Annotated in this window: 11 protein-coding genes; 6 read left to right on the top strand and 5 right to left on the bottom strand. The window is 71.7% G+C overall.

From position 1 onward, the window contains the following. Positions 1–11 precede the first annotated feature (11 nt). Positions 12–1,394 carry an amidase gene (locus AB0B61_RS30505; RefSeq protein ID WP_358438903.1) on the top strand — a complete coding sequence of 461 codons (1,383 nt, stop codon included), beginning with the start codon at positions 12–14 and terminating at the stop codon, positions 1,392–1,394. A gap of 86 nt (positions 1,395–1,480) precedes the next feature. On the opposite strand, the gene AB0B61_RS30500 is transcribed toward AB0B61_RS30505, so the two are convergent. Continuing rightward, positions 1,481–1,990, bottom strand: coding sequence for a hypothetical protein (locus AB0B61_RS30500; RefSeq protein WP_358438900.1), 510 nt, complete (start codon positions 1,988–1,990; stop codon positions 1,481–1,483). A 63-nt stretch (positions 1,991–2,053) separates the two neighbouring features. Here AB0B61_RS30500 and murA point away from each other — a divergent pair, with 63 nt between their 5' ends. Further along, positions 2,054–3,364 carry a UDP-N-acetylglucosamine 1-carboxyvinyltransferase gene (murA, locus tag AB0B61_RS30495; RefSeq protein ID WP_358438897.1) on the top strand — a complete coding sequence of 437 codons (1,311 nt, stop codon included), beginning with the start codon at positions 2,054–2,056 and terminating at the stop codon, positions 3,362–3,364. 58 nt (positions 3,365–3,422) lie between these two features. Beyond that, positions 3,423–5,849, top strand: a complete 2,427-nt coding sequence (locus tag AB0B61_RS30490) for a transglycosylase domain-containing protein (RefSeq protein ID WP_358438894.1) — start codon at positions 3,423–3,425, stop codon at positions 5,847–5,849. Here AB0B61_RS30490 and ybaK read toward each other — a convergent pair. Then, on the bottom strand, positions 5,830–6,324 hold the full coding sequence (ybaK, locus tag AB0B61_RS30485; protein ID WP_358438891.1) for a Cys-tRNA(Pro) deacylase: 495 nt from the start codon (positions 6,322–6,324) through the stop codon (positions 5,830–5,832). The genes AB0B61_RS30490 and ybaK overlap by 20 nt on opposite strands. A gap of 20 nt (positions 6,325–6,344) precedes the next feature. Beyond that, complete coding sequence (locus AB0B61_RS30480) at positions 6,345–7,103, bottom strand: helix-turn-helix transcriptional regulator (protein WP_358438889.1); 759 nt, start codon at positions 7,101–7,103, stop codon at positions 6,345–6,347. A 54-nt stretch (positions 7,104–7,157) separates the two neighbouring features. Here AB0B61_RS30480 and AB0B61_RS30475 point away from each other — a divergent pair, with 54 nt between their 5' ends. Next, positions 7,158–8,309 carry an MFS transporter gene (locus tag AB0B61_RS30475; protein ID WP_358438887.1) on the top strand — a complete coding sequence of 384 codons (1,152 nt, stop codon included), beginning with the start codon at positions 7,158–7,160 and terminating at the stop codon, positions 8,307–8,309. Between the two features lie 12 nt (positions 8,310–8,321). Here AB0B61_RS30475 and ligD read toward each other — a convergent pair whose 3' ends face one another. Next, complete coding sequence (gene ligD, locus AB0B61_RS30470) at positions 8,322–9,311, bottom strand: non-homologous end-joining DNA ligase (protein ID WP_358438884.1); 990 nt, start codon at positions 9,309–9,311, stop codon at positions 8,322–8,324. Between the two features lie 57 nt (positions 9,312–9,368). Next, positions 9,369–9,572, bottom strand: coding sequence for a hypothetical protein (locus AB0B61_RS30465; protein WP_358438881.1), 204 nt, complete (start codon positions 9,570–9,572; stop codon positions 9,369–9,371). Between the two features lie 164 nt (positions 9,573–9,736). Here AB0B61_RS30465 and hisD point away from each other — a divergent pair, with 164 nt between their 5' ends. After that, positions 9,737–11,059: a histidinol dehydrogenase gene (hisD, locus tag AB0B61_RS30460; RefSeq protein ID WP_358438879.1), complete on the top strand. Its 1,323-nt coding sequence runs from the start codon at positions 9,737–9,739 to the stop codon at positions 11,057–11,059. Then, positions 11,056–12,153: a histidinol-phosphate transaminase gene (locus tag AB0B61_RS30455; RefSeq protein ID WP_358438876.1), complete on the top strand. Its 1,098-nt coding sequence runs from the start codon at positions 11,056–11,058 to the stop codon at positions 12,151–12,153. The genes hisD and AB0B61_RS30455 overlap by 4 nt, the downstream gene beginning before the upstream one ends. The last annotated feature ends 28 nt before the right edge of the window (positions 12,154–12,181 follow it).

Below are 12,181 nucleotides of genomic sequence, written 5' to 3'. Positions count from 1 at the left end.
ACAATCGGAGCGTGACCGCACCGCACTACCTGACCGCGACCGAGATGGCCCACCTGGTCAGGACCCGCCAGGTGAGCGCCGTCGAGCTGCTCCAGGCTCACCTCGACCGCATCGAGCAGGTCAACCCCCAGGTCAACGCCATCGTGACGCTCGTCGCCGAGCAGGCGCTCGACGCGGCCAAGGCCGCCGACGCCGCCGGCACCGGCACCGGTGAGGCGACGGGGCCGTTGCACGGGGTGCCGGTGGCGCACAAGGACCTCGTCGACACCAAGGGCATCCGTACCACCTACGGGTCGCCGATCTACGCCGACCACGTCCCCGACAAGGACGACGTGATCGTGGAGCGGCTCAGGTCGGCCGGGGCGATCCTCGTGGGCAAGACCAACACGCCGGAGTTCGGCACCGGATCCCACACGGTCAACGAGGTGTTCGGGGCCACCCGCAACCCCTACGACCTGTCCAGGTCCGCCGGGGGCAGCAGTGGCGGGGCGGCGGCGGCGCTGGCGTCCGGGATGGTGCCGCTCGCCGACGGATCCGACATGGGCGGCTCGCTGCGCAACCCGGCCTCGTTCTGCAACGTGGTGGGGCTACGGCCGACGCCGGGCCGGGTGCCCGCCCTGTCGGACCAGGCCGCCTGGTACACGCTGTCCGTCCAGGGGCCGATGGCCAGGACGGTCGACGACCTGACCCTGATGATGTCGGTTATTTCGGGATTCGATGCTCGTTCTCCGTACTCGATCACCGAGGGCTTCACCCCGGACGAGCGCGACGTCGCCGGGCTGCGCGTGGCCTGGAGCCCCGATCTGGGCGGGCTGCCGGTGGACCCCGAGACCGCGGCGGTCACCGCGACGGCGCCCGGTGTGTTCGAGCGGCTCGGCGCGCGCGTCGAGCAGGTCGAGCTGGACCTGTCGGACGCCGACGACGCCTTCCGCGTCTACCGGGCGTGGTACTACGCGCTCGCCTTCGGTGAGCTCGACGGGCTGGGCGCCAACGCCGCCTGGAACGTCGAGCAGGGCCGCAAGCTCACCGGCGCCGACCTGGCCAGGGCCGAACGCCTGCGCAGCGGCCTCTACCACCGCATGGCGGCCTTCTTCGACACCTATGACGTGCTGATCGCCCCGGTCAGCCAGGTGCCGCCGTTCCCCGTCGAGCATCCCTACGTGAGCGAGATCAACGGGGTCCGGCTGCCCGACTACCTGGCGTGGATGCGCTCCGCGTACTGGATCAGCGTCCTGCACGCGCCCGCCGCGTCGGTCCCCGCCGGGTTCACGCCGTCGGGGCTGCCGGTCGGCGTGCAGATCATCGGCCGGCCGTTCGCCGACGCCACAGTGCTGCGCGTGGCCCGCGCCTTCGAGCGGGCCACCGAACACGGCCTGCGCCGCCCGCCCCTCTGACCAGCCCTTCCGACGACCAGCTCGTCCGAGGACCTGTCCGTCCGACGACCCGGCCCCTCTGACCAGCAGCCCGTCGGGCGGCGCCGTCAACCGATCCCGTACGGCTTGCGCAGCGGCGACTCGCGATACCCGTGCATGCCCTCCAGCAGCCCGAAGAAGCCCACCGCGACCAGCGGCCAGGACACGATCACGCCCGTGGCGGTCAGCACCAGCGACCCGGGGACCACCTTCACCCCGGGCTCGGCCGCGGCCTCCACGGCCACCACGCCGAACGTGAACGTCGAACCCACCCAGAGCGTGAGGAACGCCGCCAGCACCCCGCCGAGGCCGAGCCCCAGCAGCACGGCGAGCTGGTGCCGCCGGCCGAGGAACCACGCGAGAGCCCCGCAGGCCAGTCCGAGGCCGCCGGTGATCACCGCGTACCATCCGTCGGCGGCGATCAGCGCCTGCGTGGACGGGTCCGCGAGCACCGGCCCCTGCGCCGTGACCTGGTACGGCGCGCGAGGGGACAGGTGGGACCACAGCAGCCCGGCCAGCACCGCCAGAGTGGCGAGGATGAGGACAGTAACCGCGAATGCGCGAACATGCCTCGCCACGCCGCTCCCCCTCACATTTGCCTATTAATCAGGTCGATCGTATCTCCCGGCTAGGCTCGCTTCGTGATTGAAGACAAGGTCTGGCTGATCGAACCTTCCGGTCCCCTCAGGGGTGACGTCGAAGTACGCGGCTCCAAGAACGCGGTGTCCAAACACATGGTCGCCGCCATGCTGGGCACCGGAGAGAGCATCATTCACAACGTCCCCGAGGTCGGCGAGGTCGGCATCACGGCGGCGATGCTCGACGCGCTGGGCATCAACGTGGAGATCACCAAGACGGAGATCCGCATCGGGCAGGGCCAGGAGATCAGGCCGCGGGTGCCCGACGCGTTCACCGGGCTGAACCGCATCCCCATCCTCATGCTGGGACCGCTGCTGCACCTGGCGGGGGAGGCGTTCGTGCCGCTGGTCGGCGGCGACCCGATCGGCCGGCGGCCGGTGAACTTCCACGTCGAGGCGCTGCGCGCGATGGGCGCCGAGGTCGAGGTGGGCGACACCGGGATCTTCGCCAAGGCCAAGCGGCTGAACGGAACCCGGCTGGAGCTGCCGTATCCGAGTGTCGGGGCGACCGAGACGATCCTCATGTCCGCGGTGCTGGCCGAGGGCAAGACCGTGGTGAAGAACGCGGCGATGGAGCCCGAGGTCGTGGAGCTGGCGCTGTTCCTGCAGCGGATGGGCGCCAGGATCGAGCTCTCGCCCGACCGCAGGATCGTCATCGAGGGCGTCGAGCGGCTGCACGGCGCCTCCATCTGGCTGGCCGGCGACCGCATCGAGGCCTTCTCCTACCTCGCGGCCGGCCTGATCACCGGCGGCGAGGTGCGGGTGCACGGCTGCCCGCAGGACCGGCTGGTCACCGCGATCACCACGCTGGCCAGGATGGGCGCCCAGTTCGACATCAACGACGAATACCTGTGCGCCACCGCGCCGCCCGAGGGGCTGCGCGCGGCGGCCGTGCAGACCGACACGCATCCCGGGTTCATGACCGACTGGCAGACGCCGCTCATGGTGCTGTTCACGCAGAGCCAGGGCATGTCGGTGCTGCACGAGACCGTCTTCGAGAACCGCCTGGTGTACGTCCCGGCGCTGCAGAAGATGGGCTGCGAGATCGAGGTGTTCGACCAGTGCCTGGGCGGCCCGGCCTGCCGCTACCACGACACGAACGCCAGGCACTCGGCCGTCGTGCGGGGCGTGTCACAGCTCAAGGGCGCGGACGTGACGCTGCCCGACATCCGGGCCGGGTTCTCGGCCGTGCTGGCCGCCGCGGTGGCGGACGGGACCTCGACGCTGCGCGGCGTCAACCACATCGAGCGCGGCTATCACCAGCCGTTCGAGCAGTTCGCGTCACTTGGTCTGAATATCCGCAGACAACAGTAAAGACGGGCGTGGCTGGTGTTTGCCGGAGCCTTCCCAGCCGCAGATCAACTGAGTGACTGTGCTCAGATCCGTCGGCGTGCTCGCCGTGGCCGGGGCGATCGGCGGGGTCCTGGCGGCGGCGCTGGCCGCCCCGGTCGTGACCGGGGCGGGCCTGTCCGCCAAGAACGTCGCCATGACGTTCGTCGACCTGCCGCCCGCCCCTCGTGAGGAGCCGCTGTCCCAGGTGACCCGCCTCCTCGACCGGAACGGCAAGCAGTTCGCCCAGTTCTACGAGGCCAACCGGACGACGATCCGGCTCGACCAGGTGGCGCCGGTGATGCGCAAGGCGATCGTGGCCATCGAGGACGCCCGGTTCTACGAGCACGGCGGCCTGGACGTCAAGGGCACGATCCGGGCACTGCTCACCAACACGCAGGCGGGCGGGATCAAGCAGGGCGGCTCGTCCCTCACCCAGCAGCTGGTCAAGAACATCCTGGTGGAGGGCGCCCGCAGCGACGCCGAGCGCGACCGGGCCCGCGCGCCCAACCTGGCCAGGAAGATCACCGAGCTGCGGTACGCGCTGGCGATGGAGGAGAAGTACCGCAAGGACGAGATCCTGGAAAAATATCTGAACATCGCGTACTTCGGCGCGGGCGCACATGGCGTCGAGGCGGCGGCCAGGCGGTTCTTCTCGACCACGGCCGCCCACCTCACCCTGACCCAGGCGGCCACGCTGGCGGGGGCGGTGCGCATGCCGTACTCGACCGATCCCTCGCTGGGTGAGCGGCACCTGGTCCGGCTGCGGCAGCGGCGCGACATCGTGCTGGACCGGATGGTCGGGGTGGGCGGGATCTCGCCGCAGGAGGCGGCCGCGGCCAAGCGGACCGGCCTCGACCTCAAGCTCCATCCGGAGCCCGGCGGCTGCGCGCAGAGCGCGTACCCGTTCTATTGCTATTACGTTCAGCGGGAGCTTCTAACCAACGCGGCCTTCGGCAACACCGCGGCCAAACGACAGGCCAGAATGAGCACCGGCGGCCTGGTGATCCGTACGAGCCTCGACCCGGTGGCGCAACGGGCCGCCGAGCACGCCATCCGGCGGCGGGTGCACCCCGACGACACCCAGGTGGCCGCCGAGGCCATGGTCGAGCCGGGCACCGGGCGGATCATGGCGATGGCGGCGAGCAAGCAGTTCGGCCGCAACCCGGGCAACAAGAAGAACGGCGCCAGGACCACCTTCAACCTGCCGGCCGACATGACGCACGGCGGCGGGATGGGGTTCCAGGCCGGCTCCACGTTCAAGGTGTTCACCCTGGCCACGGCGCTGGGGCAGGGCTGGCGATTCGGAGACGGCTTTCAGACCCCCGGCGAGCTGTCGCCTGACCAGGGCTATCGCGACTGCCAGGGCAGGCGCGTCAACGACCCGCGCACGACCATCTACAACGCCTCCGGCGAGGGCACCGGCGGCCCGCACAGCCTGGAGACCGGCACCTGGAAGTCGGTCAACATCTTCTACATGATGCTGGAGCGCAAGGTCGGCCTCTGCAACGTGGTCAAGACCGCCAAGGCGCTGGGCATCGCCCGCGCCGACGGGACGCCGCTGCGCGAGGTGCCGACGTTCACGCTCGGGGCCAACGAGGTGGATCCGGTGACGGTGGCGGCGGCGTTCGCGACGTTCGCGGCCAGGGGGAGGTACTGCCGGCCGCTGGCGATCGTGGAGATCACCGGCCGGGCCGGCGAACGTACCCAGGTGCCGCCCGCCTGCGAGGAGGCCATCGAGCGGCCGGTGGCCGACGCGGTCAACTGGGTGCTGGGCGGCGTCTTCACCGAGGGCACCATGCGCGGCCAGAGCATCGGCCGTCCCGCGGCGGGCAAGACGGGCACGAACAACGGCTACACCTCGGCGTGGTTCGCCGGTTACACCCCGGATCTGGCGGCGGCGGTCAGCGTCGGTGACATCAGGGGCGCCTACCGCTACCCCCTGCAGAACGTCCAGATCGGCGATGAGTACTACGGCTCCGTGCAGGGTGCCTCGCTACCGGGCCCGATCTGGGTCGACTCGGTGGAGGAGGCCCTGCGCGACACCGCCCCGTCGGGCTTCCCCGGCCCCGACATGGCCCGCTTCGGCGGCGGCTTCACCCCGGGCCTGAAGGAGGCGCTGGAGGCGGAGGCGAAGGCCCGTCACGAGCATGAGCGGTTCGCCCGCGACAGGCGCCGGAGGTTCGACCACCGCGGACGCTTCACGTTCATGGAGCGATGGAACCGCCGGGGCTTCCGGGAACCACGGCATCGCCGCGACGCCCTGGAACGGCGTCCCGGTGCCGCCCTGGAACCCAGGCGTCCCGGAGATGTCCGGGAGCCTCGGCGTCCCGAAGACGTCCGGGAGCCTCGGCGTCCCGAGGGCGTCCGGGAACCCCGGCGTCCCGAGGACATCATGGGACCACGGCGTCCCCGTGATCTCCTGGAGCCACGTCATCGCCGTGACAGGATCAGCCGGCACTTCCGATAGCGGCGGTGACGGCGCTGGTCAGCGAGATCAGGTTGGCGGGGGCGGTCTCGATCTGCAGCCCCCGCTTGCCCGCGGAGAAGTAGATCGTCCCGAACTCCAGAGCCGACGCGTCGACCACGGTCGGCAGCCTCTTGCGCTGGCCGAGCGGGCTGATGCCGCCGACCACGTAGCCCGTGACGCGCTCGACCTTCGCCGCGTCGGCCATGGCCGCCTTCTTGCCGCCGAGCGCCGCCGCCAGCGCCTTGAGGTCGAGCTTGCCCGAGACCGGCACGACCGCCACCGCGAGCGCGCCCTCCACCTCGGCCACCAGCGTCTTGAAGATCCGCTCGTGCGGCACGCCGAGCGCGTCGGCCGCCTCCTCGCCATAGGCCTGCGCGTGGGCGTCGTGCTCGTACGGATGAAGGGTGAACTCGGCCTTGGCCTTCGTCAGCGCCACCGTGGCCGGAGTGCCCCCTTGGGCTTTCGCTCTGCTCACAGGACGCCAGTGTAGCGAATCTACATTGTAAAGGCGCGGCCCGGGGTGTACCCGAGAGCCCGCCGGAACGCGACGATGAAGGCGCTGGCGGTGGCCCAGCCGCACCGGTGCGCGACGGTGGTGACCGCGATCCCGTCGGCCAGCAGCAGCAACGCGTGGTGCAGGCGCAGTTGCGTACGCCATTGCGGGAACGTCATCCCCAGCTCGCTGCGGCAGAGCCGGGCCAGCGTGCGGTCGCTGGTGCCGGCCTGCCGCCCGAACTGGGCGAGTGTGCGGGAGTCGGCCGGGTCGTCGTGCAGGAGCGCGCAGACGGCGGCCAGCCGGGGGTCCCGGGCCGTGGGCAGGTGGAAGGGCTGCTCGGGGGAGCGGCGGAGCTGGTCCAGCAGGACGGCCCGCAGTCGCTGCCGCTCGGCGCCGCCGTCGTCGGGGTCCGGTCCCCCAGCGGCGGCGGTGTAGACGATGATCAGCTCGCGCAGCAGCGGGCCGACGGCGAGCACGGCGGGCCGGTCGAGGCGCAGGGGGTTGTCGGCGACGGGCAGGCCGACGAGGCGCAGGTCGGTGTCGCCGTGCGCGCGGTGCTCGTGGACGGTGCCGGCCGGCACCCAGATGGCCCGGTTGGCCGGCGCCACCCAGGTGCCCGCGCTCGTCGTCACCGACAGGACGCCCCGGCAGGCGTAGGTGATCTGGTGGGTGTCGTGGCGGTGCGCGTCGATCCCGGTGCCGGGCGCGAGCGGCCGGATCCCGGTGGGCGCCTCCGGAAGATGGCGGATTTCCATCATGGATTGGCATTTTATCGGAAGCGGGCCAGGTCATCCCGGGGCGACGATCGGAGGGTGAAGGCGAACAAGATCGTGATGCTGGCCGCCGGCCATGCCGGTGTGGACGTGTACCAGGGGGCGGTCCCGGCGCTGGTGCCCTTCCTGGTGGCGCAGCGCGGCTACGGGTACGTCGCCGCGTCGGGCATCGTGCTCGCCGCGACGCTGCTGTCCTCGATCGTCCAGCCGGTCTTCGGCGCGCTCACCGACCGCTGGCGGATGCCGTGGCTGATCCCGGTCAGCATGCTCACGGCCGGGCTCGGGGTGGCGCTCAGCGGTGTCACCGACGTGTACGCCCTCACCTGGCTGGCGGTGGCGCTGTCGGGTCTCGGTGTGGCGGCCTACCATCCGGAGTCGGCCCGCCTGGCCAGGATCGCCAGCGAGGGCAGTCACGTGCGGATGAGCTGGTTCTCGCTGGGCGGCACGCTCGGCTTCGCCACCGCGCCGATCGTGGTCACACCGCTGCTGTCGCTGTGGGGGCTCGGCGCCTCGCCGTTGCTGGTCGTCCCCGCCGTGGTGGGCGCGCTGCTCACGCTCACCGTGATCGGCTCGCTCTCCCGTCACGGTGAGGAGGCGCGGGCGAGCGCCCGTTCGGCCGGGCGTGACGACTGGCCGTCGTTCGTCCGGCTCACTCTGGTGATCGTCTTCCGGTCGATCGCGTACGTGGGGCTGAGCGCGTTCGTCGCCCTCTACATGGGTGGGGGCGCGGCGGGGGCGGTGGCGTTGTTCGTGCTGTTCGCCGGGGGCGCGGTGGGGACGCTGCTCGGCGGCCGGCTGGCGGGCCGCTGGGGCCGGGTGCGCACCATGAGCCTGGCGTACTTGGCCGCCGTCCCGGCCATCGCCGGGGTGGTGCTGGCGCCGGGTGCTTCCGCGTACGTGTTCATCGCGGCCTCCTCGATCACCCTGTACGCGCCGTTCTCGCTGCATGTGACGCTGGGCCAGGACTTCCTGCCCAACCGTCTGGGCACGGCCAGCGGCGTCACGCTCGGCCTGGCGGTGAGCGCCGGCGGTCTGACCAGCCCGCTCGTCGGGGCGGTGGCGGAGGCCACCTCGCTGCGGGTCGCGCTGGCCGGGCTGATCGCCTTCCCGGCCCTGGCCTGGCTGCTGGCCCGTACGCTCAAGGATCCCGCTCCCGCCGTACGGGAGCCGCTGCCCGCTCCCGGCGCGTAGGAGTCGAGGGGCTCAGCCGGCGGCCCAGTCGCCGGTGTCCAGCCGGATCTCCGCCGGCTCGCGGTCGGGGCGCAGGCCGCGCCAGGAGGGGTGGCGCAGGCGGCCGTCGCCGGTCACCTCGGCATACTGGACCTCGCCCACCAGGCGCGGTTCGACCCAGTGCGCGTCGCGGGCGTGCTCGCGGGGCACCGGTACGGCGAACGGTGACTCGGGCCGCTCCAGCGGGGTGAGGCGCTCGTACAGGTCGTCCAGCATCGCCTGGGTGAAGCCGGTGCCCACGTGGCCGACGAACAGCAGCCCCCCGTCCCGGTCGTGCGCGCCGAGCAGCAGGGAGCCGATCGTGCCCGCGCGCCGGCCCGCGCCGGCCTTCCAGCCGCCGATGATCACTTCGACCGCCGTGACGTTCTTGACCTTCGTCCATTCGGAGCTGCGCCGCCCCGGCCGGTACGGCGACGACAGGCGCTTGCACACCACGCCCTCCAGGCCGAGCCGGCGCGAGGAGTCCAGCGCGCCCTCCGCGTGGTCGTGGAACCACACCGGCACCTGCCAGCGGAAGCCGGGCGTCAGGACCCGCTCCAGGAGCTCACGGCGTTCGGTGTAGGGCCGGTGGATGGTGCTGTCGGAGCCGAGGTGCAGCAGGTCGAACGCCATGAGCGTCACCGGTATGGTCCTGGCCAGTTCGGCGACCTTGGCCGGGTGGCGCTGGTGCATGCGGGGTTGCAGCGCGCCGAAGCTGGGCCGTCCGGCGTCGTCGAAGGCCACGATCTCCCCGTCGACGACCGCCGGCCGCCGGCCGGTGGCGCCCGCCATCAGCTGCAGCTCGGGGTAGGCCGCGGTGACGTCCTTGCCGTTGCGCGACAGCAGCCGGACGCCGCCGTCCTCCAGGTAGACGAGGGCGCGCACGCCGTCCCACTTCATCTCGACGGCCCACTCGTCCCCGCGTACCGACGGCAGAGAGCCGAGCTGAGCCAGCATCGGCGCGTAGACCGGCAGCTGCGCCATGACCCCTGGCATACCCCGGCGGCGAGATCGGCACCAGAGGGCGGGGTCCGCAGATGGTCAAGCCGGGGGACGGCCTGCGTCGCGTGGCTGTTCGACCAGTTTGGCCAGGTCGACGCCGTGCCCGCCGAGTTCCTCGACGCGGGCGCAGTAGCCGCGGAAGTAGGCCCGGCCGTTGACGTGCCGGGACACGCGCAGCAGCGGCCGGTTGCCGAGCACGATCGCCTCGACGACGATGCCGTCCGGTCCATGCCACTTTGCCATGCGCGCCAGCGTACGAGATTCGTATAAAAAACGACAAATAACCCTAAAACCGGACAGGATGTGGTGTCCGGAAAGTCCCCGAGTTGGGCATTCGGGGGGACGCGCCCCCGTCCCGGATACTGGACAGAACCGGATTCAGGGAAGGGACTCCGTAAACTGGGTGGGTGATTTCCCGTATTGACATGCGCGGTTCCCTTCCGGCGAACCTGCGCGACGTGCTGCCCCGCGCCGAACTCGACGTCGAGGCCGCCCTGGAAAAGGTGCGGCCCATCTGCGACGAGGTCCGCCATCGCGGGGCGGCAGCCGTACGGGAGCTGACCGCCAAGTTCGACGGTGTCGAGATCCAGCAGGCCCGCGTCCCGCGGGAGGCGATCCAGGCGGCGCTGCGTGAGCTGCGGCCGGAGGTCGTGGCCGCGCTGGAGGAGGCGATCCGGCGCACCAGGCTGGTCCACCGCGACCAGCGCCGCGCCGACGTCACGACCCGCGTCGTGCCGGGTGGCACCGTGACCGAGCGGTGGGTGCCGGTCGACCGCGTGGGCCTCTACGTCCCCGGCGGGCGCGCCGTCTACCCCTCGAGCGTGGTCATGAACGTGGTCCCGGCCCAGGAGGCGGGCGTGGAGTCGCTGGCCGTGACGAGTCCGGCCCAGCGTGACAACGGCGGGCTGCCGCACCCCACGATCCTGGCGGCCTGCGCGCTGCTGGGCGTGGACGAGGTCTACTCCGTGGGCGGCGCCCAGGCGGTGGCGATGTTCGCCTACGGCACCGAGGAGTGCCCGGCCGCCAGCATGGTGACCGGGCCCGGCAACATCTGGGTGGCCGCCGCCAAGCGCCTGCTCAAGGGCCGCATCGGCATCGACTCCGAGGCGGGGCCGACGGAGATCGCGATCCTGGCCGACGAGACGGCCGACCCGGTGCACGTGGCGTCCGACCTGATCAGCCAGGCCGAGCACGACGTGATCGCGGCGGCCGTGCTGGTCACCGACAGCCTCCGGCTGGCCGAGGCCGTGGAGAAGGAGCTGCCGGCCCAGGTCGCCGTCACCAAGCACGCCCAGCGCATCACCGAGGCGCTCGGCGGCCGGCAGTCCGGCATCGTGCTGGTCGACAGCGTCGAGGACGGCCTCAAGGTCGTCGACGCCTACGCCGCCGAGCACCTGGAGATCCAGACCGCCGACGCGGCGGCCGTCGCGGCCCGGGTCCGCAACGCGGGCGCGATCTTCGTGGGCCCCTACGCCCCGGTGTCCCTCGGCGACTACCTGGCCGGCTCCAACCACGTGCTGCCCACGGGCGGCTGCGCCTGCCACTCCAGCGGCCTGTCGGTGCAGTCGTTCCTGCGCGGCATCCACGTCGTGGACTACACGCGCGAGGCGCTGGCCGAGGCGGCCGGGCACGTGACGGTGCTCGCCGACGCCGAGGACCTCCCGGCGCACGGCGCCGCCGTCCGCGCCCGCTTCGACTGGCAGGTCCCATCGCGAAACGAGGCCCAGTGAATCCCCGCGCCAATCCTGACGTGACGCTCGACGACCTGCCGATCCGCGACGACCTGCGGGGCCGCACGCCCTATGGCGCTCCGCAGATCGACGTGCCCGTCAGGCTCAACACCAACGAGAACCCCTACCCGCCCTCCCCGGCCCTGGTCGCCGACCTGGCGGAGGAGGTGCGCGCGAGCGCGGCCGAGCTCAACCGCTACCCCGACAGGGACGCCGAGGCGCTCCGCACCGACCTGGCCGGCTACCTGGGTCACGGGCTGACCAAGGACCAGGTGTGGGCGGCCAACGGCTCCAACGAGATCCTCCAGCAGATCCTCCAGGCGTTCGGCTCCTACGGCCGCACCGCGCTGGGCTTCGAGCCGTCCTACTCGATGCACCCGATCATCACCACCGGCACCAGCACGGAGTGGATCTCCGGGGCCCGGGAGCCCGACTTCTCGCTTGATCCGGACAAGGCGGTCGCCGCGGTCGAGGAGCACCGGCCCGACATCGTGTTCCTGACCTCGCCCAACAACCCGACCGGCACCGCGCTGCCGATGGAGACGATCAGCCGGGTGCTCGACGCGGCCAAGGGCATGGTCGTGGTCGACGAGGCCTACGCGGAGTTCGCCCGGCAGGGCACGCCCTCGGCGCTCACCCTGCTGCCCGCGCACCCGAGGCTGATCGTCACGCGGACCATGTCCAAGGCGTTCGCCATGGCGGGCACCCGGCTGGGCTATCTGGCCGCGCACCCGGCCGTGATCGACGCGCTGCTGCTGGTACGGCTGCCCTACCACCTGTCGACGCTCACCCAGACGGCGGCCCGCGTGGCGCTGCGCCACCGGGCCGAGCTGCTCGCCACGGTCGACGCGCTCAGGCAGGAGCGCGACGACATCGTGGCCTGGCTGCGCGATAAGGGGTTGACCGTCGCCGATTCCGACGCCAACTTCGTGCTGTTCGGGCGCTTCGCCGATCGGCGGAAGGTGTGGGAGGCCCTGCTGGCGAGCGGTGTGCTCATCCGCGAGGTGGGCCCGCCAGAATGGCTGCGGGTGTCGATCGGCACCGATGAGGAGATGGCGGCGTTCCGCGCCGCCCTGGAGGGAGTCCTGCTGTGAGCGAGCCAACCAACGGAAACGGCGCTCC

This window comes from Nonomuraea sp. NPDC049158 (genome assembly GCF_040648335.1).
Taxonomy (GTDB): domain Bacteria; phylum Actinomycetota; class Actinomycetes; order Streptosporangiales; family Streptosporangiaceae; genus Nonomuraea.
Note: the sequence above shows the minus strand (reverse complement) of the source record. Positions and strands in the feature narration are given on the sequence as shown.